General features: G+C 61.0%; 24 protein-coding genes. 20 read left to right on the top strand and 4 right to left on the bottom strand.

Annotated features, from left to right (window positions below; genetic code table 11):
- The first annotated feature begins 56 nt into the window (after positions 1-56).
- The 8 genes from JO965_RS15175 to JO965_RS15140 all read left to right on the top strand — a co-directional run bounded on the left by JO965_RS15175 (position 57) and on the right by JO965_RS15140 (position 9,430).
- Positions 57-1,418 (top strand): CapA family protein, encoded by a 1,362-nt coding sequence (locus JO965_RS15175; RefSeq protein ID WP_203439711.1) that lies wholly within the window; start codon positions 57-59, stop codon positions 1,416-1,418.
- A 198-nt stretch (positions 1,419-1,616) separates the two neighbouring features.
- A complete protein-coding gene (locus JO965_RS15170; protein ID WP_203444204.1) occupies positions 1,617-2,582 on the top strand; it encodes an ABC transporter ATP-binding protein in 966 nt (321 codons plus the stop codon).
- Positions 2,579-3,520, top strand: coding sequence for an ABC transporter ATP-binding protein (locus JO965_RS15165; RefSeq protein ID WP_203439710.1), 942 nt, complete (start codon positions 2,579-2,581; stop codon positions 3,518-3,520). The genes JO965_RS15170 and JO965_RS15165 overlap by 4 nt, the downstream gene beginning before the upstream one ends.
- A 4-nt stretch (positions 3,521-3,524) precedes the next feature.
- Positions 3,525-4,478: an ABC transporter permease gene (locus JO965_RS15160; protein ID WP_203439709.1), complete on the top strand. Its 954-nt coding sequence runs from the start codon at positions 3,525-3,527 to the stop codon at positions 4,476-4,478.
- Positions 4,475-5,428, top strand: coding sequence for an ABC transporter permease (locus JO965_RS15155; RefSeq protein WP_203439708.1), 954 nt, complete (start codon positions 4,475-4,477; stop codon positions 5,426-5,428). The genes JO965_RS15160 and JO965_RS15155 overlap by 4 nt, the downstream gene beginning before the upstream one ends.
- 37 nt (positions 5,429-5,465) lie before the next feature.
- Positions 5,466-7,136 carry a peptide ABC transporter substrate-binding protein gene (locus JO965_RS15150; protein WP_203439707.1) on the top strand — a complete coding sequence of 557 codons (1,671 nt, stop codon included), beginning with the start codon at positions 5,466-5,468 and terminating at the stop codon, positions 7,134-7,136.
- A gap of 55 nt (positions 7,137-7,191) precedes the next feature.
- Complete coding sequence (locus JO965_RS15145; protein WP_203444203.1) at positions 7,192-8,169, top strand: D-2-hydroxyacid dehydrogenase family protein; 978 nt, start codon at positions 7,192-7,194, stop codon at positions 8,167-8,169.
- Positions 8,162-9,430, top strand: coding sequence for an MFS transporter (locus JO965_RS15140; protein WP_203439706.1), 1,269 nt, complete (start codon positions 8,162-8,164; stop codon positions 9,428-9,430). The genes JO965_RS15145 and JO965_RS15140 overlap by 8 nt, the downstream gene beginning before the upstream one ends.
- Here the strand turns inward: JO965_RS15140 and JO965_RS15135 are convergent.
- Positions 9,369-10,334 (bottom strand): LysR family transcriptional regulator, encoded by a 966-nt coding sequence (locus JO965_RS15135; RefSeq protein WP_203439705.1) that lies wholly within the window; start codon positions 10,332-10,334, stop codon positions 9,369-9,371. The genes JO965_RS15140 and JO965_RS15135 overlap by 62 nt on opposite strands.
- Before the next feature lie 123 nt (positions 10,335-10,457).
- Between JO965_RS15135 and JO965_RS15130 the strand changes: the two genes are divergently transcribed.
- The 7 genes from JO965_RS15130 (at position 10,458) to JO965_RS49355 (ending at position 15,754) form a co-directional block, all read left to right on the top strand.
- The gene (locus tag JO965_RS15130) at positions 10,458-10,658 is read left to right on the top strand and encodes a rubredoxin (RefSeq protein ID WP_246776567.1); all 201 of its coding nucleotides are present in this window, start codon (positions 10,458-10,460) and stop codon (positions 10,656-10,658) included.
- A 25-nt stretch (positions 10,659-10,683) separates the two neighbouring features.
- Positions 10,684-11,886, top strand: coding sequence for an NAD(P)/FAD-dependent oxidoreductase (locus JO965_RS15125; RefSeq protein WP_203439704.1), 1,203 nt, complete (start codon positions 10,684-10,686; stop codon positions 11,884-11,886).
- Positions 11,887-11,937: 51 nt separating this feature from the next.
- Positions 11,938-12,678, top strand: coding sequence for a hypothetical protein (locus JO965_RS15120; RefSeq protein ID WP_203439703.1), 741 nt, complete (start codon positions 11,938-11,940; stop codon positions 12,676-12,678).
- A 51-nt stretch (positions 12,679-12,729) separates the two neighbouring features.
- Positions 12,730-13,452 (top strand): transporter substrate-binding domain-containing protein, encoded by a 723-nt coding sequence (locus JO965_RS15115; RefSeq protein WP_203439702.1) that lies wholly within the window; start codon positions 12,730-12,732, stop codon positions 13,450-13,452.
- A gap of 386 nt (positions 13,453-13,838) precedes the next feature.
- Positions 13,839-14,528: a substrate-binding domain-containing protein gene (locus JO965_RS15110; RefSeq protein WP_203439701.1), complete on the top strand. Its 690-nt coding sequence runs from the start codon at positions 13,839-13,841 to the stop codon at positions 14,526-14,528.
- Positions 14,529-14,578: 50 nt separating this feature from the next.
- A complete protein-coding gene (locus JO965_RS15105; RefSeq protein ID WP_203439700.1) occupies positions 14,579-15,535 on the top strand; it encodes a catechol 2,3-dioxygenase in 957 nt (318 codons plus the stop codon).
- Positions 15,536-15,589: 54 nt separating this feature from the next.
- Complete coding sequence (locus tag JO965_RS49355; RefSeq protein WP_203444201.1) at positions 15,590-15,754, top strand: carboxylesterase family protein; 165 nt, start codon at positions 15,590-15,592, stop codon at positions 15,752-15,754.
- Here the strand turns inward: JO965_RS49355 and JO965_RS15095 are convergent.
- The 3 genes from JO965_RS15095 to JO965_RS15085 all read right to left on the bottom strand — a co-directional run bounded on the left by JO965_RS15095 (position 15,739) and on the right by JO965_RS15085 (position 18,269).
- Positions 15,739-16,074, bottom strand: a complete 336-nt coding sequence (locus tag JO965_RS15095; RefSeq protein WP_203439699.1) for a hypothetical protein — start codon at positions 16,072-16,074, stop codon at positions 15,739-15,741. The genes JO965_RS49355 and JO965_RS15095 overlap by 16 nt on opposite strands.
- Positions 16,074-16,940: a DUF6772 family protein gene (locus JO965_RS15090; RefSeq protein WP_203444200.1), complete on the bottom strand. Its 867-nt coding sequence runs from the start codon at positions 16,938-16,940 to the stop codon at positions 16,074-16,076. Before JO965_RS15090 ends, JO965_RS15095 begins: the two co-directional genes overlap by 1 nt.
- A gap of 192 nt (positions 16,941-17,132) precedes the next feature.
- The gene (locus JO965_RS15085; RefSeq protein ID WP_203439698.1) at positions 17,133-18,269 is read right to left on the bottom strand and encodes a mandelate racemase/muconate lactonizing enzyme family protein; all 1,137 of its coding nucleotides are present in this window, start codon (positions 18,267-18,269) and stop codon (positions 17,133-17,135) included.
- A 121-nt stretch (positions 18,270-18,390) separates the two neighbouring features.
- On the opposite strand from JO965_RS15085, the gene JO965_RS15080 reads away from it, so the two are divergent.
- From JO965_RS15080 to JO965_RS15060, 5 genes are all read left to right on the top strand, one after another.
- Positions 18,391-19,158, top strand: coding sequence for a FadR/GntR family transcriptional regulator (locus JO965_RS15080; protein ID WP_203439697.1), 768 nt, complete (start codon positions 18,391-18,393; stop codon positions 19,156-19,158).
- Positions 19,155-19,958 carry an SDR family NAD(P)-dependent oxidoreductase gene (locus JO965_RS15075; RefSeq protein WP_246776566.1) on the top strand — a complete coding sequence of 268 codons (804 nt, stop codon included), beginning with the start codon at positions 19,155-19,157 and terminating at the stop codon, positions 19,956-19,958. Before JO965_RS15080 ends, JO965_RS15075 begins: the two co-directional genes overlap by 4 nt.
- A 51-nt stretch (positions 19,959-20,009) precedes the next feature.
- On the top strand, positions 20,010-21,233 hold the full coding sequence (locus tag JO965_RS15070) for a sugar ABC transporter substrate-binding protein (protein ID WP_371826884.1): 1,224 nt from the start codon (positions 20,010-20,012) through the stop codon (positions 21,231-21,233).
- Between the two features lie 76 nt (positions 21,234-21,309).
- Positions 21,310-22,170 (top strand): carbohydrate ABC transporter permease, encoded by an 861-nt coding sequence (locus JO965_RS15065; protein ID WP_203444198.1) that lies wholly within the window; start codon positions 21,310-21,312, stop codon positions 22,168-22,170.
- Positions 22,167-23,021, top strand: coding sequence for a carbohydrate ABC transporter permease (locus JO965_RS15060; RefSeq protein WP_203439695.1), 855 nt, complete (start codon positions 22,167-22,169; stop codon positions 23,019-23,021). Before JO965_RS15065 ends, JO965_RS15060 begins: the two co-directional genes overlap by 4 nt.
- The last annotated feature ends 6 nt before the right edge of the window (positions 23,022-23,027 follow it).

Genomic DNA, 23,027 nt, shown 5'->3' with positions numbered 1-23,027 from the left:
CCTGCCACCAGCTTTTGGCAGCCCCCGCGCATGTCCAGAAGACGAGGGGAGGACGAATGAAAACGCGCAATTGGAAAGTGGCGTTGGCGGGCGAGTGCATGCTGAGCCGACCGTTTGCAATGCATGAAGAACCTGAGTTCCTGAAGGTAGGCGAACTGCTCAAGGATGCCGACGTCACTTACGGCCACCTCGAGATGAATTTCGCCGATTACGACGAACTCACATGGCCAGCGCGTGGCCAGGGCATCGGCAGCTTCATGATGTCGGACCCCGAGATCGCCAAGGATCTGAAGTGGGTCGGTTTCGATATCATGTCGACGGCTCATAACCACAGCTACGACTTTGGCCCAGAGGGACTTCTGGCCACCAAGAAGTACATGAAGGACGCCGGCATCGTCACGGCCGGTACCGGGGCCGATCTCGAATTGGCGAGCGGGCCTGGCTATGTCGAAAAGAAGAACGGCCGCGTTGCGCTCGTCTCCACCAGCTCGGGCAATCAGCATTTCATGTGGGCCAGTCTGCCCAAGGGTGGGCTGCGGGGCCGGCCCGGCGTCAATCCGCAGCGCCTGAACTTCGAGTTCATGGTCGATGGACAGACGGCCGAGAACCTCAAGGACTTCGCGAAGAAGCTCAACATTGCGAAGGCGCCCAAGCACGGACGGCCGGGTTCGTTCGGCATCCAGATTCCTGGGTCACAGCAATGGGGCGACCCCGACTCCTTCTTCGTCGGCGATCGCTGCGAGATCATCAGCCGCTGCCATCAGCGCGATCTCGAGCGCAACCTGCGTTCCGTCGACGAGGCACGTGCGATGGCAGATCTTGTCATCGTCGCACATCACTTCAGCGTCTCCGACGGTCCGCGCGGCGACACTCCCCCGCAGTTCGTCCGGCAATTTGCCCATGCCGTCATCGATGGTGGAGCCGATATCTATGTTGGGCACGGATGGCACCGCACGCTTGGCATCGAGATCCACAATGGCAAGCCGATCTTCTATGGTCTTGGCAATTTCTTCGCCCAGTCCGAATTCATCCAGCGCGTGCCATACGACAGCTACGATGCCTGGGGCCATGATGTAGACCGCCTGCCGATGCTCACGCCGGCTGCACATCCGCTTCACCCGGGGCTCGATACGCCATCCGATACCTGGTGGAGCTCCGCCATCATCCAGCTGGAAATGGACGAGCACAAAGTGAAGCGCATCCTCCTGCATCCGGTCGAGATGGGGCGTGACTCCACTCCTCAGGCCAACCAGACTCGCCGGACGGGCAAGGGCGAGCATCATAACACCGAAGGCCGTCCAATGATGGCGCAAGGTGAGGATGCCGTGCGCATTCTCGATCGGTACCGCCGCCTGTCGGAGCCGTTTGGTACGAAGGTGGAGATCAGAGACGGCGTAGGCGTCATCGACCTGCAGTAAGCAGGCGCATACTCATGCGCCCTGACCGCGGCGGAAGAAACGCGGCAGGGCCACGAATTTAAGGCGATAACCGGCTTGGCCGGGGCAATCGCCAAGGGAGGAAAACGGGTGGATCTGCATTTCGATACCGGACAGCCCCTTGTTGCGCGATCCATCGGAGAGATGTCTGTTGGAGCAGCCGCGAGTTCAAACCCGGATATGCGACGACCGGCCCCATTTCTGGATGTGCGAGGACTGACGATTTCGTTCCCCAACGCAACGGGGCACAGCGAGGTGGTCAGTAATCTCAGCTATGCCATCGCGCCGGGCGAGACGCTGGGAATCGTGGGCGAAAGCGGCAGCGGCAAGACGACGACCGCGCTCGCGCTCCTCGGTCTTGTGCCGGGCGGCGGGCGGATCAGCGGACAGCTCGTGTTCAATGGCCGCGACATCGCCAGGCTGACCCCAGCCGAGTGGCGGCGCCTGCGTGGTCGGGACATCGCCATGATTTTCCAGGAACCGATGACGGCGATGAACCCAGTCATGACCGTGGGTCGCCAGATCGCGGAGACTTTGGTCGCTCATGAGAGCCTGAGCCGGCGCGCGGCAAAGGAACGGGCCGTGGAGCTACTCGCCTCGGTCGGCATCCCGTCCCCAGCGCGTCGGGCCGACGATTATCCGCACCAGCTTTCAGGCGGCATGCGCCAGCGGGCGATGATCGCCATGGCCCTGGCATGCAAGCCGAAGCTCCTGGTTGCCGATGAACCGACCACCGCGCTCGACGTGACGATCCAGGCGCAGATTCTCGACCTGATGGTGGAGTTACAAGACAAAACCGGCATGGCGATCCAGTTCATCAGCCATAACCTGGCTGTTGTGTCCGAGGTCGCTCATCACATCCTCGTCATGTATGCGGGCAAGGGCGTGGAATACGCACCCGCCGAGGAATTGTTTGCGAACCCTCTGCATCCCTACACCCGAGGTTTGATTGCAACGCTGCCGGATCCAGACCACCCCGTGAAGCGGCTCCACGTCATCCAAGGCAGCATCCGATCCGTGCCCAAAACCGGATGCCGCTTCGCTGCCCGCTGCAGCCTTGCGAGCGACGAATGCCGGCAGACCGAACCCCAACTGCGCGAGGTGGTACCGGGCCACAGCGTAGCCTGCTTCAAGGTAGCCCCATGACAGCGCTTCTCGATATCGACCGCGTCAGTGTTCATATTCCGCTCAAAAGCGGCTTTCTGCAGTCACCGTTGTCATTGCGCGCGGTTGAGGACGTATCGCTCAAAGTCGGACGGAGCGAGACGCTCGCCATCGTGGGTGAAAGCGGCAGCGGCAAGAGCACGCTCGGTTATGTCGTAGCGGGATTGCGCAAGCAGACGGCGGGCAACGTTCGCTTCAACAGTTCCCGGGCTGCCGCCCCAGGGGAAAATCCTGCGCAGATCATCTTTCAGGATCCGTTCTCCGCACTCGACCCAAGAATGACGGTCGGTGAGATCGTCGCAGAACCCCTGCGTCTGCGCAGCATTGGGCAGAAGGAGCGCCTGGGCCGAGCCGCCAACGTGTTGGAGCAGGTCGGCATGCCCGCTGATGCCGCCCGACGCTATCCGCATCAGTTTTCAGGTGGGCAGAGGCAGCGCATCGCCATCGCCCGCGCGCTGATTGGCGAGCCGGAGCTGATCGTAGCCGACGAGCCGCTGTCGGCGCTTGACGTGTCCATTCAGTCCAAGATCCTGAACCTGCTCGCCGACATCAAGGATCAACACGGGATCAGTTATTTCTTCATCAGCCACGATCTCGGCGTGGTCCACCACCTGGCGGACCGCGTGGCCGTTCTCTACCTCGGCCGCTTGATGGAGGTGGCCCCACGCGATGAGATCTTCCGGACACCGAGCCACCCTTACACCCAGGCTCTGCTGGATGCTGTGCCGCGCATCGGGCGCGGACGACGCAAGCACCAGGCCCTGAAGGGTGAGATCCCTACACCGCTCGCGCCCCCGCCCGGTTGCGTGTTCAACACCCGCTGCCCGCGGGCGCAGGACATCTGCCGTCGCGAAAGGCCGGCCCTTTTGCCTGCACCCGGCCGTCCAGGTCAGCTCGCCGCGTGCCATTTCAAGGACTGATCCGATGCTGCGCTATACGATTTCCCGTTTGTTGCAGGCTCTGTTCGTCGTCCTGATCATGTCCTTCCTGCTGTTCGTCATGATTGGGCTCATGCCCGGCGATCCCATCGAAAACATGCTGGAGGGCAATCCCTCGCTGACGCCTGAGACGATCGCCCAGATGCGCGAGCTCTATGGCACGAACCAGCCTCTGCTCGTCCGCTACGGCCATTGGCTGACGACCGCGTTGCAGGGGGACTTCGGTTACTCCAACCTCTACTCGCGTCCGGTCATGGATGTACTCCTCCCCGCATTAACTCAGACGAGTAAGCTCCTGATCGCGACACTGATCGTCAGCATTCCGCTGGCCCTTCTGCTGGGCTCCCTGGCCGCACGACGGCCCAATGGAATGGTCGATAGCGTCATCAGCTTTTTCTCTTTCGCCGCGATCTCTTTGCCGAACTTCTGGATCTCGCTTCTCTTGATCATCCTCTTTTCGGTCAACCTCGGCTGGTTGCCTGCAAGCGGGACTCCTCTTTCGAATGACGCACCGCTGTCCGAGCAAATCGCCCGCATGATTCTGCCGACGATGGTGCTGAGCCTGTTCTACGTCGGCCCGCTCCTGCGCTACGTTCGAGCCTCGATGATCGAGACCCTGTCATCCGACTTCGTGCGCACGGCCCGTGCCAAAGGATTGTCGGAGCCAGCCGTGATGATCCGTCATGCCCTGCGCAACGCGCTGATTCCGATGGTGACCGTGCTCGCCCTTAGCTTTGGGTCGCTCTTCTCCGGCGCGCTGGTGGTTGAGACGATTTTTGGCATGCTGGGCATGGGAAAGATCATCTACGACGCCATCGGCAATATCGACTTCAATCTGGCCCTGATCGGATTGTTGCTGGCAACAGTCGTGACGCTCCTTTCCAATCTGCTGGCCGATCTCGCCTATGCGTGGCTCGATCCGAGGATTTCTCTGACATGACAACCGCGAGCCTGAATTCCGTCACTCTTCCCGCTGTTGATACAACCTCCATCTGGCGCATGCGGTACGAGAAATTTCGTACCCATCGCCTGGCAATGGTGTCTCTGTTCTTCATCATCCTGCTGACCATTCTCTGCGCGATGGCCTATCCGTTCAGCCTGATGATGGGGATAGATGCAAATGAGACAAACCTTCTTTACCGGTTCCAGCCGCCATCGGCGGAGCATTGGCTCGGAACGGACGATCTCGGCCGCGACGTTCTTCTGCGGCTTCTTTATGGCGGGCAGGTATCCATCGCGGTCGGCGTGGTCGCCACATTTCTTACCGCGATCATCGGCATTGCGATCGGCGTGACCGCAGGCTTTGTACGGGGGAGGGTGGACGACTTTCTCATGCGCGCCACCGATTGCATGATTGCGCTGCCACTCATTCCGCTCCTCATCGTATTGGGAGCGATCGACCTGACGAAACTTGGCCTCAGCCCGGAGGCTGCGACCTCTCCGTTGTTCGTCTTCCTGCGCATCGTCATCATCATTGCGTTGGTGGACTGGACGACGATGGCGCGGATCGCGCGCGCCGGGGCGATCCAGGTGCGGGAACGCGACTATGTTCGCTCCGCCACTGTCAGCGGTGCCGGAAAGCCTTACAATGTCTTCGTCCATGTTCTGCCCAACATCTCAACGCCTCTGATCGTGGCCGCCACGCTGACGGTTGGTCGCATTATTCTGCTGGAATCGACGCTGAGCTTCCTCGGATTCGGAATCGTTCCCCCGACACCGACCTGGGGCAATATGCTGACCAATGCCCAGCAGCTCATCATTTCGGCTCCGGAGCTGGCCGTCTATCCCGGGCTTCTGATCTTCGCCACGGTGATGGCGGTCAATTTCGTGGGTGACGGGGTCCGCTACGCATTCGATCCACGTTCGGAGAGCGAAGGCCGATCTTCATAACAACAGAAAACATCAAGCCAATGAGGGAGGAACAATAATGAGTTTCAAAAACATAATGATGGGTACGGCGGCTGTGCTCGCGGCCTTCGCGAGCCAACCCAGCCTTGCCCAGACCAAAAAAGACCAGCTGGTGGTCGGTCAGCTGCAGTTCCTGACCAACTTTCATCCGTTGATCCAGGTCAACAACACCAAACGGAATGTGATCACCTACGGCCTGCGCCCCATCACGGCCTTTGATGAGAATGCAGTGAACCAGTGTGTTCTATGCGAGACGCTGCCCACGCTGGAGAACGGCTTGGCACAGATCGTGGACATGCCCGACGGTGCCAAGGGCATGAAGGTGAAGATCACTCTGAAGCCGGGGCTGGCGTGGGGCGACGGCGTCCCGGTCACGTCCAGGGACATTGCATTTACGCTGCAGATGGCCCTGGAGGGAAAGATCGGCTTCTCCAACTACAATCCCTGGGACCGGGCGTCCAAGGCGGAGATCGTCGATGACAGAACGGTGGTTCTGACCCTTCCCCGCGTCCTGCCCAGTTTCAATTCGTGGGATCAGGTTCTGCCCGCCCATTTGGAAGAGCCGATCTACAAAGCCAATTCAACCCTCGATGGCTATGTCAAGCAGACGCTCTACAACACCAATCCTACGAATCCGGGCCTTTGGAACGGCTCCTACAAGCTCACGGACTATCAGATCGGCACCCGCATCACCTTCGAGCCCAATCCGCACTGGCCGGGCAAGAAGCCTGAGTTGAAGCGGATCGTGCTCAGCTATCGCGACAACTCTTCGGCCCTGATGCAAAACCTGTTGGCAGGCGAGATTGATGCCGTGCCGGTAAGCCCAGGCGGTATCAGCTTCTCACAGATGTTGGATCTCCAGAAACGGGCACCCAAGCGCTTTGCCTATCATATCGACGAGGGCACGAACCTTGAACGGATCGCAATGAATCTCGAGAATCCGATCCTGGCCGACGTCCGGGTCAGAAAGGCGCTGCTGCATGCGATCGACCGTCAGGCGATCACCAAGGCGCTCTTCGAGGGACAACAGGCGGTTGCGAACGGGATCCTGTCGAATGCAAATCCGTTCTATAACAAGGACGTGCCCACTTATAACTTCGATCCCAAACGTGCGCGCGCGCTTTTGACGGAAGCCGGGTGGACACAGGGCAGGGACGGCATCTGCGTGGACAAGTCCGGCAAGCGGCTCTCGCTGGAATTGGCGACCACGGCAGGGAACCAGACCCGCGAGCAGATTGCGCTCGTCATCCAGAGCCTGCTCAAGAATGTCTGCGTTGAAATCGTGAACAAATTCGTTCCGCTCAGCGAGTACAACGGCGCTCTCCAGCGGCAACGCAAGTTCACCGGGCTTGCTATGTCCTCGATCGACTTCTCACCATCGACCTCGCCGCGGATCGCGCTCGGCTCCGATGCAATCCCGCAGGCCGACAACAACTACGTCGGCAACAACTTCTCGGGATATTCCAGCAAGGCGATGGATGCGGCGCTGACCGAGCTCGAATCGGCGCTCGACCGCGAGACGTCGAAGAAGAAGTGGGCGGAAGTGCAGCGGATCTATGCCGAGGAACTGCCGATGCTGCCCCTGTACTTCTACGCGCGCGCCTATGTGGCGGTTCCCGACCTGGTCGACTTCCGCCAGGGGACTTTCGACCCGCTTCATATCTGGGCCGAGGAATGGCGCCGTAGTTGAGTGCAGTTTCTGATGATGCGGCGGGCCTTGCGGCCCGCTGCATGCAGAAAGACGAATTCCCATGAATATTGCAGTTCTCGACGATTATCTCGGCGTTTCGCAGCGACTCGCCGATTGGAGCCGGATCCATGCTCGTGCCGACGTCACCGTGTTCGATCGCCCGCTCCGGGTGCCGGACGAAGCCGCCGACGCACTGGCGGAGTTCGACATTCTCTGCACGCTACGCGAAAGGATGCCGATTCCACGTGCGTTGATCGAGTGTCTGCCCCGGTTGAAATACATCGTGGTGACCGGCAAGCGATACGACACAATCGATGTGGCGGCTGCTGCCGAACGCGGCATTCTGGTATCGAATACGCCCGTCACGGGCTCCGGCTCGGGCGCCGTGGTGGAGTTGACCTGGGGCCTGATTCTTGCGCTCGCCCGGCATATCGCGTCGGAGGACCGGCTCATGCGATCCGGTGGCTGGCAGCACCAGGCCGGAATGACTCTCAAAGGAAAGCGGCTGGGGGTGGTGGGACTCGGCGGGTTAGGGCAGGGGGTGGCCCGGATCGGCGCGGCTTTCGGGATGGAAGTCGTGGCCTGGAGCCCGAACATGACCGCCGAGCGTGCCGCTGCTGCTGGAGCCCGGCATGTGACGAAGGAGGAACTCTTCGCGACCAGCGATGTGATCACGCTGCATCTCGCGTTGGCTGAGAGCACTGTCGGGATTGTGTCGGGTCCAGAGTTGGCGTGGATGAAACCCACCGCCTATCTGGTGAATACCGCACGTGGCGCGCTGGTCGATGAGGTCGCACTGATCGAAACATTGCGGGCAGGGCGCATTGCGGGGGCCGGGCTCGATGTTTATGCGGCCGAACCGTTGCCTCAAGACCATCCCTTCCGGAGACTAGCCAACGTGGTGCTCACTCCCCACCTCGGTTATTTCACGCAGGAGATGCTGGCGACCTATTACAGCGATGCGGTTGCCACGATCGAGGCCTATCTCGACGGCACGCCAATCAGGGTTGTGAACCTTCCTCAAGATGCGTGAGGGACCGAGAGCGCAACACTGGCTGCTTGCCGTCCGCCGCAACGACACGGTGCGGCTGCTCACGACGGGGCAGTTCGCTCTCTTCAGCGCCGGAAACGGTCTGTCGCTGATCGGGTCGTGGATGCAGCGCATCGCCTGCGGCTGGCTGGTCTGGGAATGGACGCAGTCAGCCTTCTGGTTGGGGCTGCTTGCCACCGCCGATTTTCTGCCGGTCGTCGTCATCGGGCCGTTCGCGGGCGTCGCCGCCGACGCGCTGGATCGGCTGCGGCTGAATCGAAGCTGCCAGATGATCCTCACGGCCCTTTCAGCCTTGATGGCGATGCTTCTGGCGCTGAATCTGATGACACTGGCCGTACTGCTGATCCTCGTCGCTCTTCAGGGCTGTCTCATTGCGGTGACACAGCCGGCTCGTATGGCGATGGTCCAGCAGATGGTTGCCCGTGAGGATGTTCCAACCGCCGTTGCTCTGAATTCGATGTATGTGAATTTGGCACGTCTGCTCGGGCCTGCCATCGCGGGGTTCATGATCCTGCGTATCGATATTGCCTGGATCTTCGTCGCCAATGCTGCGGTCACGGCCTTCTTCGTCTTCACGCTCGGCTTCGTCAGACTGACACCACGCGCGACTGCCATGAGGATGGGAAGCGTGTGGGCTCAGATGCTGGACGGATTCCGTTATGTCGTCACCACTGAGCCTCTGCGGGTCATTCTGATCCTGATGCTCCTCGGTGGCGCGCTCGTCCGGTCGATTTCTGAGTTGACGCCTGCATTTGCGGCGCAAAGCTTCGATGTGTCCGCTACGGGACTTGCTGTACTGTCGTCAGCCGCCGCTGTCGGAGCCATTGGCGCGGGGCTCAGCATCGGCGCGGCACGCGCCTCACGACTGCTCGTTGCTGTGCCGGTGACATGGACCCTTGGCGCGGCCGCTACCGTTGCACTCGGCTTCAGCACCTCGCCGACGGCCGCGACCCTGTCAGCCGCTACCATGGGATACTTCGTCACTCATAGCGTAATCAGCACCCAAACCTTTGTGCAACTCATCGTGCCTGATCGCATGCGCGGCAGAGCGCTCAGTGTCCATGGTCTCATCTCACGTGGAAGTCCTGCGCTTGGTGCGCTCACGATCGGCTACGTATCTGACCGGACGGAACTGTCCTGGGCTGTGCTTGGAAGCGCAATCATCATGATTATTGTCGCTTTCATCCTGTGGCCGAGTGCTCGGCGGCTCGCTTCGTCGGTGCGTGAGGATGATGAGAGCTAGTTGCCGGTTCAGGCTTGAGCAGGTCCAGGCTGAGATCGCGCAAGATCCGAAAGGCCGCATCGTGGAGACGGTTGTTGAGCCGCCGCGTTCTCAGCACAATCTGTACCTTGATCTCCAGTTCCGGTCCGATAATCGGGCGGATCGCCACCTCGTTCGATGCCCCCATGGTCCGTCGCGCTCTCCTTGTTGCGACCGTATAGCCAACTCCGCTATGCACGAGGTCGAACATCGCTTCCACGGCATCGATTTCGAACAGCACGTTCAGCTTCTGCCCGGTCCGCGCCAGTTCCCCCTCGACAATCTCGCGTACCCTGTTGGGGCGGCTCGCGATGATCACTGGCAAGTTGGCGATTTCTTCAAGCGTTGCCGGTATCCCTGCGGCCGGGTCGCCCGGGCCGGAGAAGAGATACAGCTTTTCGGTTACAAGATCGTGGATCTCCAGCATTGGCGATGAGGGTGCGTCGTACAACACGGCCATATCCAGTCGACCAGCCAGGAGCCATTCCTGCAGCTGGGTGGACCGGCCGTGCAACACATGTACGTTCGCGTCAGGGAGTTCATTGCGGAGCCGCCGGATCAGCGCGGCGCTGATTGCGGCCGATAATGTCCCAGGCATGCCGATTGTCACCGTTCCCGCCTTGCCGGTTCGAGCATTCTCCATGTCTTCGTAGACGCGCCCCACCAGGTCGAGGATCGTCCGAGCATGCTCCAGGAGCCGTTCACCCGCCTCGGTCGTCTTGACGCCCCGGCCGTTGCGGATGAGAAGCCGCTCCTTGAGTTCGACTTCCAGGTTCTGCACCTGACGGCTGAGCGCCGGCTGCGCGACATGCAGGTAGGTCGCAGCTCGGCTGAAACTGCCGAACTCAACCACGCGGACGAAATACCCAAGCTGCCGTATGTCCATAGCCCTGTCTTCCCGTCCTATGCCACGGTGTTATAACTGCTAGCTATGCAGCTCATATAGTAATAGTTTGGCACAGGCCGTACTCTTGCCGCAAGTCAGCTCGAGACAACGGTGGACCTCTCCGTGACACAGGACATTGAAACGCGGCCGGTAGGATTACGGGTCTGGGAATGCGTGCTCTGCGGTTTCCGCTACGACGAAGCCATCGGCGATCCCGACGGTGGTATTCCGCCGGGTACACGGTGGGAGGATATCCCCGAGGATTGGGCCTGCCCTGAATGCGGGGCGCGTAAATCGGAATTCGATATGCAGGTCGTCTCCTGAAATGCGCCGCTTGGGAAGCACGGAGATGGCGGGAGTTCTGGTCGCCGGTGGTTCGCATGCCGCGGTCGCAGCGGTCATGGCTCTGCGGACAGCAGGGTACCCGGGGCCCATCCGCCTGATCTCGGCGGAGGATCTGCCTCCTTACCATCGTCCACCCCTGTCGAAGGAAGCGATCACAGCAGAGCGTCCATCATCCACGACGCCGCTGCGTCCGGCATCGTATTACACGTCCCATGAAATTGAACTGACACTCGGCCGGACGGTCTGTGCCATCGACCGCGTGGGAAAGTCGGTTGAGCTCTCCGACCGGACGCGCCTTCCATATGACCAGCTCATCCTGGCCTTGGGAGCCCGGGCGCGGGAGTTGCCGGCCTCCGTCTGCGACCCTGACACCGTGCCGACGCTACGCACTCATCGTGACTACCTGACGTTCATGGATCGGTTGGCCACGGCACAGTCCCTGATCGTCATTGGTGCCGGGCTGATTGGTCTGGAAATCGCGGCCGGTGCCGTACGGCGCGGTATCGCGACTACGGTGATTGATACCGCCGATCGCGTGATGATACGCACCGCTCTATCGCCTGTATCGGATCATGTGAAGCGGCATCATGAACGGAGCGGCTTGTCGTTTCGATTGAACACTCAGATTCACAGCGTTTCGCGCAAAGACGGATCATACAAAGTCTCACTGGCCAGCGGAGAAATGCTGTGCGCCGATGTCGTGCTCGCGGCTATTGGCAGCAGGCCGGAAGATCACCTGGCTCATAGGGCGGGATTGTCTACCGGCGACGGCGTGCTGGCTTCCGCAACCGGACAGACCGATGATCCGGCGATATTCGCGCTTGGAGATTGCGCCGCGTGGTTTGACCCGGCGCTTGGGCGCCATGTCCGGCGCGAGGCGATCCAGCCCGCTCAAGACCAAGCGCGCGTTGTGGCCTCTATGATCGTAGGATTGCCGCAGCCGACACCCGCCGTGCCGCGCGCCTGGTCGCACCAGAGCGCATTGCGCATTCAGATGGCGGGCGAGCCAAGCGCGGCGGCCCGATCCATCCATCATCCGCGGCCTGACGGCGGCCTGATAGCCCTCGGTCTCTCCGGCGATCAGATCGTTGCGGCACAGGCAGTCAACGTTCCTAACGTGTTCAATGCACTTGCCGATCTTGTCGGCCAACCTGAGGCTGCTGCGGAGGCTGTCCTGTCTTCCGCCGAGCCCCGGGTGCCTGCGTGAGACAGGTGCAGAATCCAAGAAGATCCTTAACTGAAATGGGAGGAGAACGTGGTGGATATCGTGTCATACGCCGAGAAGGAACCTGAGCGTTTCCGCCGAGGTGACTCCTGGAAAATCAACCTGTTCGGTAAGAACTCCGATGTACCGAAGCCCGATCTTCAGGCGTTCCGCATCGATCTGAACGCACACCAGAAACTCGATTCACACTTTCATATCGTGGATCAGTTCCAAGTCTTCATCGCCGGAAGCGGCACCATCGGGCGCGATACGGCGCATATGATCACCGCTCACTATGCCGATCACCATACGGGCTACGGGCCGCTCATCGCGGGGCCACAGGGCCTGTCCTATCTGACCCTCCGACCCAAGACCGATGCCGGGTTGGTGAAACTGTCTACACCCAATGTGCGCGATCAACTGAAGCCGACAAAGCGGCGCCATCGCGTATCCTCACCCGTCGTGACGTCGATAGAACCGGTTCTGCGCAATCGCACCGAGGTATCGATTGAGACCGTCATGGAGGAACAACCCGGCGACGATGGGATGTGTGTCAAGGTCATACGCCTTGGTCCTTCGATGTCGATCGAAGCACCTTCGGCGAACGGCTCGGGCGGGCAATACCTGATCGTAATGAACGGAGCGCTGCTGTACGAAGGACAGAGCTACAGATCCTGGTCGCTCATCTTCGTACGGCCGGACGACCCGGCACCGCTGCTTCAGGCCGGCGAGGACGGGCTTGAGGTAATGATCACCCAATTCCCCGCCGAAGACGAGTGGATGAAGACCATCTGACCCGCCGAGTCGGTCGATAGAGTTCGACTATCATTCGCAGAGGATACTCCTATGAACGATACTGCCGCCATTGTCCGGGAAATCGCGCCGACAGGACGTCTGCGCGTTGCCTTGAACCATGGCAACGTTGTGCTAGTGCGGCGTAACCCGACGAGCGGCGAGGCCGAGGGGATTACAGTCGACTTGGCTCGCGCGCTCGCCGCACGGCTAGGCATCGACCTGACGTTCGTCGAGTTCGAGCGCGCCGGCGATGTCGCGGACAGTGCGGATGCTAACATCTGGGACATCTGCTTTCTGGCCGTCGACCCACTGCGAGCCAAGCAGATCGCCTTTACAGAGCCCTATATCGTCATCGAAGGTTGCTATCTCGTCCCGCAGGCATCAGCTGCGGTGACGGCGGGTGACGTGGACAGATTGGGGCTGCGGATCGGCGTCGTGCAGGGCAGCGCCTACGCCCTTCATCTGAGTCGTGCGGCACAGGGTGCACAGATCATCCCGTTCGCTCACTTCGATGAAGCCGCAAACGCGTTGGCCGAAGGCAAACTCGATGGGTTGGCGGGCGTGCGCCAAGCGATGGATCGGCAGGCGGCGCGAACGCCGGGTCACCGCCTGCTGGAGCCGCCCTTCATGTCCATTCGGCAAGCAATGGGAGTTGTGGCAGGCCGGCCACGCGGGGCCGAATTCGCCCACGCCTTCATCAACGAGATGCGCGTGAACGGCTTCGTGGCCGATGCGGCCAAACGCCATAGGATCGAAGGTGTGACTCTGCCCTAAGCCGCGGAGGCCTTTCGAACTCGTTCGGCGCATTCCTTGAGCGTAACGAAGAACGAGTATCGTTTCCACTTAGCAAGGCAGGATCAAGCAGGAGCGGAAGCACCAATAGCCTTGCCGCGCGCACCTTCACCATAGACTCGAGTTGACTCGGCAAAGAGCATTCCGATGATCATCCACTGTCACGGCCATTACACGACGGCACCGAAGGCGTTGGAAGACTGGCGCGGCCGCCAGATCGTCAGCATCCGCGATGAAGGAGGATCTCATGACCGATGGCGTGCCCCAGCGCGACCTGTACCGAATGAGCGAACCGCTGGCCAAGAGGCTAGGCTGAGATACGTCGACTGAGCTCGGTTGGAGTGTGTTCGATTACCCCGGAGTGAAGAATGACCAAACAGCTCACCGGCATTTCATCCATGGCAACCCGGCAGGTTCTGGCCGATCTCGCGGCCTTGTATGAGCAGCGGACCGGAGCCCGGATCGCGATCAGATCGATGGGCGGGGTGGAGGCGGCCCGCTTGGTTCGTAGCGGTGAGTCCACGGACGTGATCATCCTCGCATCGAACGTGATGGAGAAACTGGAGGCCGAGGGGCACATTGCTCCTGGTTCCCGAACAGGATTTGCGCGCTCAGGTATGGCGGTGGCGGTCCGCTCCGGCGCAGTGCACCCTCGCATCGACGATGAGGAAGGCGTCAAGCAAGCCATCCTGGCAGCGCGCAGGATCTGCTACTCCACGGGGCCAAGCGGTGATCACCTCCTGCAGTTGATCGAGCGCTGGGGCATCGCCGGATCAGTCTCCCGACGCCTCATCCAAGCCCCTCCGGGCGTGCCGGTCGGTACGATGCTGGCGCGTGGGGAGGGGGATCTCGGCTTCCAGCAGCTGAGTGAATTGCTGCACGTTTCCGGCATCGAGATCCTCGGTCCCCTGCCATCGGAGATCCAGGCCGTGACGGTGTTCACGGCGGGAATCGCCAATGCCTCCTCGCAGCATGAGGAAGCGCGTGCCCTCCTTGCCTACCTAATCTCGCCCGAGGCAGAGCCGGCCAAACGTCAGTACGGCATGGAGCCCGCATGATGCCCGATTCTACATCTCACGGCCTGAATTCGCTCCCAGGAGAAAGCGCCATGCACGACGAACCGATCATGGATGTGGCTCATCTCGGTCACCTGGAGGTGCTCACTCCCAAGCCGGATGAAAGCCTGCGCTTTTTCGTCGATGTGCTCGGGATGACGGAGAGCGGGCGTCAGGGCGATTCCGTCTTTCTGCGTGCCTGGGACGACTACGAGCGCTACTCTCTCAAGCTGACCGCCTCGAACACCTCAGGTCTCGGCCATGTCGCCTTCCGTGCCCGCAGCCCGCAGGCGCTGCAGCGGCGGGTGAGGGCGCTGCAAGGCTCCGGATATGAGGTCGGCTGGCACGAGGGAGAATTAGGCCACGGTCCGGCCTATCAGTTCCGCGATCCCGACGGGCATCTCGTCGAGCTGTACTATGAGACGGAGTGGTACGAGGCCCCACCGGATCTGCGTCCGGCGCTGAAAAACCAAGCCCAACGCTTCCCGGCGCGAGGAGTGAATGTCCGCCGACTCGATCACTTCAACTGCCTCGCTGTCGACGTGAAGGCGAACCGGGAATTCTTCGAGCGCTATCTGGGCTTTCGCCTGACCGAGCAGATCGTGCTGAACGACGGCACGGAAGCCGGCATGTGGCTCACCTGCACCAACAAGAGCTATGACTTTGCCTATACCCGCGAAGCTCATGGCGTGAAAGGTCGCTTTCACCACCTCACCTATGCCCTCGATAGCCGTGAAGACATCCTGCGGGCGGCAGATGTCTTCCTGGAGAATGGCATCCATATCGAGACCGGACCGCACAAACACGCAGTCCAGCAGACCTTCTTCCTTTACGTCTACGAGCCTGGGGGCAACCGCGTCGAGGTAGCGAATGCCGGCGCGCGTCTGATTTTGGCACCAGACTGGAGGCCAATCAGGTGGACGGAAGAAGAGCGCAAGAAGGGCCAAGCCTGGGGCCTCAAGACCATCGAGTCCTTCCATACGCACGGTACGCCACCGCTGCCGAAATAGAGATCCTTATCATCGGATGGTACGCTCCATGCGTCGAAGCTCGCGGCAAGAGGCATCGTCATTGCCTCGGTTCAGTACCGAACAAGCCAGCTCGGGTTCCCTGCTCTTCCCGAACTGGCCAAGGAAAGTCCGCTGGGTGTAACGGGGAACTATGGAGTACTCGACCTCATCAAGGCCTCGAAATGGATTAATTGTCCTGAGGCTCAGGCTTTCAAGTGAACGGTCACCAGGACGGTGCATTCGGCACCGGGTGAATAGTCCGCAGCAACGCGCAGCCAATTGCCAAAGTGCTTCACGCGAAGAACGGTCATTCCATCTTTGCGTGAAGGCATCGGTGCTTCGGCCCCTTCGGCCACCCAGCGCATGCCGTCGGGCGAGATCTCGATCCGCGCCATGGGTTGTTCACCCTTGGGCTCCTTCAACGCCCGGACGAAGATGACGGCCTCGCGGGCCCAACCCGCTTCAAAAGGTTCTGTCGCCGCACGGCCCGACCAGCACTCGTTTCGGCCGACCACGAGGGTAATGTTCTCCGGCAGCATCAGAAATCTCCCGAGATGCAGACGGAATCGACGTACAGGAAAGCACGCTTGTCCGAATCGGTTTCAGCGAAAAGGCAGAAATTCAGCATGCACCAGAGATTTTTCATCGCCGGTATGCGGATAGACTCGAAGCCCGACATGTCGAACGTGCGATCGTTACAGCGGAAGGGCAGCGCCTTCATCTCCTCTAGATCGAAGTCGAACGCGAGATAGGTCCAGTTGATCTTGGTCGGAATCTCGTTGTAGCAGAGGCGCTGCGCGCCTCCGGGCAGGTCTTCCCAGTCTTCAGGCGACAGGTGGTAGTGGCTGAGAGTCTTGTCGCTGTCGCCGATCGGCTTCAGTTGGGTGGTCCGGCGCTTGAACTGCCACTTCTGAACGTGCTGACCGTCCAGCGCGTTGAGGAAGCGCAGATGGGGCATCACACGCTGGCCGCCAGCGTCCTGATCGCCCGACTGCAGATCGAACAGAAAGCCGACCGAGCGCACATCGGTTTCGCTGAGCTTGAGTTCCGTCGCCTCCGGCTTGAAAGTGAAGTACACCTCGAACCGAATTTTCCCGCGGTGGCGGAAGGTGTGACGCTTGATGGCGACGTTCTGCGCTCCTTTGCGCGGACGCGTCGCGATCTTGAGGGCATAGGAGGATCCCATGCCGCCATGCGAACCGGAATCCCAATGCGGCAGCGTCGAGAGCATGGCACTCGTGTGCTGAGCGTAGCCCGGCAGCATCGTGTCGAGATCGTTCTCGTAGTTGCCGACAAGCTGCGACCAGCCGCAATGGCCGGTGGAAAAGCTGTCATGGCTGATGATGCGCGGCAGGGGATCAAATCGACTGAGCTTGGGATCGGCACGCAAGAGCGCAAGCCGCATAGCCTCGGTCAGATCGTTCGTCGGCACGTTCGAAGTCATCCTCATCTCCATGCTCCGCTAAAGCATCGAACCCAAAAGTGGACCCGCTTTTGGGGTCCAATCCGATGCTTCCTCTTTTGATGAGAGCATCGTTCTTCGCGGGCCCGAAGGGCCACGCTAGTGAAAACCGACGCCACTTTTCCGCACGATGCTCTAGGCGCGAAGCCGCGCGACGGCATCCCAGTCGATTTCGATGCCAAGCCCAGGGCCGGTCGGTACTGGCAGCATGCCGTTCTTCTGCCGATCGGCGCCGGGAGCAGCTCCTGTCAGCGCGGTCTTGAACGGACTGGAATCGGTCTCGCATTCTATGGCGCGAATATTCGTCATCGCCGCGGCGAGGTGCACGCTCGCCGTTTCACAGACGATGCCGGACATGCCGATATGGGGCGCGTATTGAACATCATGCGCTGCGGCGAACTCGGCCATGCGACGCGTCTCACTGATTCCGCCGGAGCGGGCAACGTCCGGCTGGAGGTAGGAGAGCGTCCGGTTGGAGACGAGGCGCATCGCCTGATCGAGCGTATAGTTGCTCTCGCCTGCCGCGAGTGGCGTGGCGCACCGGCGGTGAAGCTCCTCGTAGCCGGCCTCGTCCTCGGGGCGCAGCGGCTCCTCGAACCAGAAATATGCGTTGTCGGACAAAGCACGGCCCACTTCGACCGCCTCTTCCAGCGTATAGGCCCAATTAGCATCGACACAGAGCTCGATATCATCGCCGGCCCGTTTGCGCAGGCGGGCAATGCGCCGGCATGCATCTCTGACAGGATTCGCGATCTTGATTTTGATCCGCGGGAATCCCTTTTCCAGGTAGCTGTCGAGTTCACGGTCCATGAACTCCTCGCCGCCCCAGTTCACGGAAGCCGCATAGACGGGCACCTCTGTCCGGCCCATGCCGCCGAGCAGGCGGTGAATGGGCAGCCCAGCCACTTTGCCGAGGATGTCCCATAGGGCGATGTCCACCCCGGCGATCGCTTCGAACAGCATGCCACCGGCACGGCCGGAAAGCGCGCGCCGCATCGTGCGCCAGTGTGCTTGGATATCGGTGGGATTGCCGCCGATCAGGCGCGGCTTCAGCGAAGTCTCGATCAACTCCGCATAGGCCTTCGGAGAAAAGCGTGCCAGCGCCTCGCCCACGCCGGTAATGCCGGCGTCGGTGCGCACCTCGACCAGCACGATCGAGACTTCGGTGTAGGTCCCCCACGAGGTCACGGTCGGACGCGGCAGTTTCTGCGTCAGAGGATGGGCGATCACGTCCGTAATGCGGATCTCTGCATTGCTCGTTACGGTTGGCACCCGTTTCCTCCCTGTTTCGCGACTACGGGTCATAGCCCAGAACACAACTGCATAGCAACTAAAAAACATAGTTGCTATGTTTCTTGTTGGTATGTTACAGATTAGAAAAATCGGGAGCCCCATGAGCGTAGGATCGGCCAAAAAGCCCCTCTTTTCCGACAAGCCGGTCGTGCCGGCTCGACTCGCGGACACTGTTTCAGATGCGATCGCGGCAGCCCTGTTTGACGGTCGTATCGTCCCGGGCGAGGCGCTGCCGGCTGAAGGCGAGATCGCCCGCGAGTTCGGTGTTTCCAAGCCCATCGCCCGCGAGGCGCTGCGCCAACTGGCGGCGGCAGGACTGATCTTTACCCAGCAGGGCAAGGTTGCGCGCGCCAAGGCGATCAACGGGGAGCCGATGGAGCGCATCTACGGTTACGCTGCGCGATCGAGCCTCGAGCGCCTGCGCGAGGCGAATGAGATGCGTCGCGTGATCGAGACGGGGATTGCCCGGTTGGCGGCGGAGCGCCGCGATCCGGCGGGGCTGGCTGCCATGGAGCAGGCACTGCGTGATATGGTGAGTTCGATAAAGGAACCGGCGGGCTTCACCGAGGCCGATATCCTCTTTCACCTCGGCATCGCGCTGGCGACGGGCAACACCATGATCCGCGTTCAGATGGAGGGCATGCGCTCCGTCCAGCGCGAGGTTTCAGAGCTTTTCTCACGCCGCGCCAACCGCACCGATGCCGACTGGAACGCGACTGTCGAGCGTCATCGCACCATCTTTGAGGCGATTGCGGCCGGCAAGCCGGATCTCGCCGAGCAGAAGATTATCGCTCATTTCGAGGCGGCGGACATCGCTTCGCTCGAAGTTGCCGAAAAGCTCGGCAAGGGCGGGGAGGTGCAGCGGTGACGGGCGCCTTTTCCCTCCTTGGCCGCCGCGCGATGGTGACCGGTGCCAATTCGGGCATCGGGCGCGCGATCGCGCTGGGATTGGCGAGGCAGGGTGCGGATGTGGCGGTCCATGGTCACGGCGACCGGGACGGCTTGGCGTCGATCCGCGCCGAGATTAGCGCAATCGGCCGCACCGCGATGGATTTCGAAGCAGATTTCCTGGCCCCTTCTGCTCCAGAAGCGCTCGCGCGCCAGGTGACGAACGAATTCGGGCCTGTCGACATCCTGATTGCGAATGCTGCCATCGAGCATCGCACACCCTGGCAGGGCGTGACGGAGGATCATCTCGCGCGCCATTTCACCGCAAATTTCGCGTCCCTCATGGCGCTCTGCCGCGCGCTTGTCCCTGCGATGGTGGAGCGGGGATGGGGGCGCGTTGTGGCCACAGGCAGTGTCATGGCGGCCCGGCCGAGGGCCGAGACTGTCGCCTATGCCGCGTTCAAGTCGGCGCAGCTCACGGCCATTCGCGCCATTGCGCGTGAGGTTGCAACGCGCGGGGTCACCATGAATGTGATCTCTCCGGGCGCCATCGAAACGGAACGCACGGCGGATCGCTATGCCGATCCCTCCTTCCGCCATGCCGTCGCCGCCAAGATTCCCGTCGGGCGTCCCGGCCGGCCGGAGGATTGCGTGGGACCTGCGATCTTTCTGTGTTCGAATGAGGCGGCCTACCTGACCGGCGTGGACATACCGGTCGATGGCGGTTGGACGATCGGCGATGCGCCGGGCTCGCTGCCGGGCGAGTTCGTGCTCAGATAAACCCAGACAAACATAGCAGGGAGGAAAACGATGAAAGTCACAACAAAGATAATGACGACAACGGCTCTGGCGCTCGCAATGATGTCGGGCTCTCTGAGCGCCGCCGAGCTCCGCTTCACCATCTGGACGGGCAACGAAGCGCATCTCAAAATGCTCAACGGGTTCGCGGAGAGCTTCAAGGCGAAGCACCCGGATGTGACCGTCAAGTATGAGACGATTCCGCCGGGCGACTATACCCAGAAGCTGACCTTTCAGCTGGCCGGCGGTAATCCGCCGGATGCCGGGTGGTTGATGGAGGACGCTGCACCGACCTTTGCCGCGGCGGGTGTGCTGGAAAATCTCGCTCCGGCGTTGAACAAGGCCCAAGGTTACGACTTCGCGGACTTTTCCAAGCCCGCGCTCGGCTTGTGGACGGCGGGCGACAAGGTCTACGGAGTGCCGTTCTCGACCTCGCCCTTCGTGATCTTCTACAACAAGGACCTCTTCGACAAAGCTGGTCTGGAAGACCCGAATGCGCTGGCGGCGAAGGGCCAGTGGAACATGGTGAAGTTCCAGGAGGTGGCCAAGAAGCTCAAAGAGGTTACCGGCAAGTGGGGCTTCGAGTTCAAGGACGGCCAGGGCTACGACACGCGCATCATGCACGCACTGATGCCGCCGATCCGCGCCGCTGGAGGAGACGTGTGGGCCAACAAGCAGTGCGGCTTCGACAAACCTGAGGCCGTGGCAGCGGTCAAGCAGCTGCACGACATGGTCTTCAAGGACAAGTCGATCGTGCCGCCCGGCGAACAGGGAGACTATTTCTCCGGCGGCTCCGCCATGACCATCAACCAGATCTCACGTGCTTCGCTCATGCCGAAGGCGGGCTTCAAATGGGGGATCGCTCCACTGCCCACAGGCGCAGGCGGCGAGTCACCGGTCATCGGGCAGGCCGGCATTGTCGTATTCTCCGCCGGCAAGCAGAAGGAGCTCGCAGCCGAGTTCGTGGCTCACATGACGACCAAGGAGAACGTCGCCGCCGCTGCGCAGTTCTTCCCACCGGCGCGTAAGAGCGTGCTCGACAGCGACGCCTTCACCAAATCCAACAACCTTATTCCCCCGGAGCAGATGAAAGTCGTTGCAGACGCCATTGCCAAGGGCAAAGTGTTGCCGGCCCATGAGAAGAGTCCGCAGATCCTCGCTGCCATGAAGCCACGCGTTGATGCCCTGTGGCGCGCCAATGCAGACGTGGAATCTTCATTGAAGGCCGTCTGCACCGCCATCCAGCCGCTGCTCTGAGGATAGGACAGTGGCGGGGGCGTTACCAATTCGGGACACGGCGCGCCGCGAGGATGCGCCGTGGCTCACTTTGAAGATGCGTGAGGCGATGGAGGCATGGCTCTTCATCAGCCCCACGCTGGCCGGCTTCCTCATCTTCTTCGTCGGGCCACTGATCGCGGTGGTCTGGTATTCTTTGACTGAGTGGAACCTGCTCACCCAACAGGCCACCTTCGTCGGTCTCGACAACTATAATGATGCGCTGTTTCGCAATCCGGATTTCTGGCACGTCATCCGCAACTCGGTAATCTTCGCAATCGGGCTGGTGCCCCTCAACATGGCACTGGCTCTCTCGCTGGCGATTGCCCTGTCCGGCCGCTTCGCGGGCGTTGTCATCTTCCGGACAGTTTTCTTCGCGCCGGTGGTTACATCGGCCGTCGCCTGGGCGATCGTCTGGAAATTCCTGCTTCAGGGCGAGGCCGGATTCATCAACCAGATCCTCGCGTTGATCGGCATCGATGGACCCAACTGGCTGCGCGAGCCGAACTGGGCGATGGCAGCCGTGATCGTGACCCGCGTCATCAAGATGGTGGGCCTCAACATGATCCTTTATATCGCCGCGCTGCAGGCGATCCCGCGGGACTACGAGGCGGCCGCCCGGCTGGAAGGGGCATCGGGCTGGCAGATCTTCCGCTGGATCATCTGGCCACTGCTGGGACCCACGACGCTGGTCATCATGGTCATCACCACGATCGGATCGTTCAAGGTGTTCGACCATATCTATCAGATGACCGGCGGCGGGCCGGAGAACGGCACGCTCGTCCTCGCATTCTACATCTATCAGCAAGGATTCCAGTTCTTTGACGTCGGCTACGCGTCGGCGCTCGCCATGATCATGTTTGTCGTCGTGATGATCCTGACACTCTTCCAGCTCGTGCTGCGCCGGAGGGACACGTGACTGCATCACTCACGCGGCGTCGGATCCGCATTATCAATCAGGTTTGCTGGACGGTTGCGCTCTGCGTCGTCGCCATTCCCTTCGTCTTTCCTTTCCTTTGGATGGTCTCATCCGGCTTTAAAAGCGCGGCTGAGATTTTCGGGTCACCCAGCCTCGTCCCGCGCGAATGGCAATGGCAGAACTTCATCGATGTTTTCAACCATCAGCCCTTCGCGCGGCAATACTTCAACTCGCTCTACATTGCCGTCACCGTGACGGCATTGACACTGTTCGTCTCGTCGCTCGCCGGCTATGCGCTGGCGCGCATGCGGTTTGCCGGCGCGGCGCTGATTGCGCTCTTCCTTGTCTCCGCGCTGATGGTTCCCGAGGAAGTGACGATCATCCCTAATTTCTTCATGATGCGTTGGGCCGGTCTCGTGGACACACATTGGCCGCTGATCCTGCTGCCGACCTTCGGACCGCAGGGCATCATGGCAACCTTCCTCATGCGGCAATACTTTCTCGCCTTGCCGAAGGAGCTTGAGGACGCGGGCAAGATGGATGGTCTGTCGCGGTTGGGTGTCTGGTGGAGCATCGCACTGCCCATGTCCCGACCAGCGCTTGCCGCTGTCGCCATCATTACATTTCTCAACTCCTGGAACCTCTTTCTGGAACCGCTGATCTTCGTCTCATCGCTGGAGAAGTTCACTTTGCCGCTGGCGCTGTCGAACTTCACGGATCCCTACGGCATGCCGCTCTGGCATCTGCAATTGGCCGCCACGAGCCTTGCCGTCATCCCGATCCTCGTCGTCTACATCATCGCCCAGCGCCAGATCATCGAGAGCTTCGCGCTCTCCGGCGTGAAGGGCTAGATTGCA

The sequence above is a fragment of the Microvirga sp. VF16 genome (assembly GCF_016864375.1).
Classification (GTDB): Bacteria; Pseudomonadota; Alphaproteobacteria; order Rhizobiales; family Beijerinckiaceae; genus Microvirga.
This window is presented reverse-complemented; position numbering and strand designations above follow the sequence as displayed.

Excerpts from the sequence above, each read along its gene's own strand:
- JO965_RS15175 (WP_203439711.1), top strand. The coding sequence starts at position 57 with ATGAAAACGCGCAATTGGAAAGTGGCGTTGGCGGGCGAGTGCATGCTG.
- JO965_RS15170 (WP_203444204.1), top strand. The coding sequence starts at position 1,617 with ATGCGACGACCGGCCCCATTTCTGGATGTGCGAGGACTGACGATTTCG.
- JO965_RS15165 (WP_203439710.1), top strand. The coding sequence starts at position 2,579 with ATGACAGCGCTTCTCGATATCGACCGCGTCAGTGTTCATATTCCGCTC.
- JO965_RS15160 (WP_203439709.1), top strand. The coding sequence starts at position 3,525 with ATGCTGCGCTATACGATTTCCCGTTTGTTGCAGGCTCTGTTCGTCGTC.
- JO965_RS15155 (WP_203439708.1), top strand. The coding sequence starts at position 4,475 with ATGACAACCGCGAGCCTGAATTCCGTCACTCTTCCCGCTGTTGATACA.
- JO965_RS15150 (WP_203439707.1), top strand. The coding sequence starts at position 5,466 with ATGAGTTTCAAAAACATAATGATGGGTACGGCGGCTGTGCTCGCGGCC.
- JO965_RS15140 (WP_203439706.1), top strand. The coding sequence starts at position 8,162 with ATGCGTGAGGGACCGAGAGCGCAACACTGGCTGCTTGCCGTCCGCCGC.
- JO965_RS15135 (WP_203439705.1), bottom strand. The coding sequence starts at position 10,334 with ATGGACATACGGCAGCTTGGGTATTTCGTCCGCGTGGTTGAGTTCGGC.
- JO965_RS15125 (WP_203439704.1), top strand. The coding sequence starts at position 10,684 with ATGGCGGGAGTTCTGGTCGCCGGTGGTTCGCATGCCGCGGTCGCAGCG.
- JO965_RS15115 (WP_203439702.1), top strand. The coding sequence starts at position 12,730 with ATGAACGATACTGCCGCCATTGTCCGGGAAATCGCGCCGACAGGACGT.
- JO965_RS15110 (WP_203439701.1), top strand. The coding sequence starts at position 13,839 with ATGACCAAACAGCTCACCGGCATTTCATCCATGGCAACCCGGCAGGTT.
- JO965_RS15105 (WP_203439700.1), top strand. The coding sequence starts at position 14,579 with ATGCACGACGAACCGATCATGGATGTGGCTCATCTCGGTCACCTGGAG.
- JO965_RS15095 (WP_203439699.1), bottom strand. The coding sequence starts at position 16,074 with ATGCTGCCGGAGAACATTACCCTCGTGGTCGGCCGAAACGAGTGCTGG.
- JO965_RS15090 (WP_203444200.1), bottom strand. The coding sequence starts at position 16,940 with ATGCGGCTTGCGCTCTTGCGTGCCGATCCCAAGCTCAGTCGATTTGAT.
- JO965_RS15080 (WP_203439697.1), top strand. The coding sequence starts at position 18,391 with ATGAGCGTAGGATCGGCCAAAAAGCCCCTCTTTTCCGACAAGCCGGTC.
- JO965_RS15070 (WP_371826884.1), top strand. The coding sequence starts at position 20,010 with ATGACGACAACGGCTCTGGCGCTCGCAATGATGTCGGGCTCTCTGAGC.
- JO965_RS15065 (WP_203444198.1), top strand. The coding sequence starts at position 21,310 with ATGCGTGAGGCGATGGAGGCATGGCTCTTCATCAGCCCCACGCTGGCC.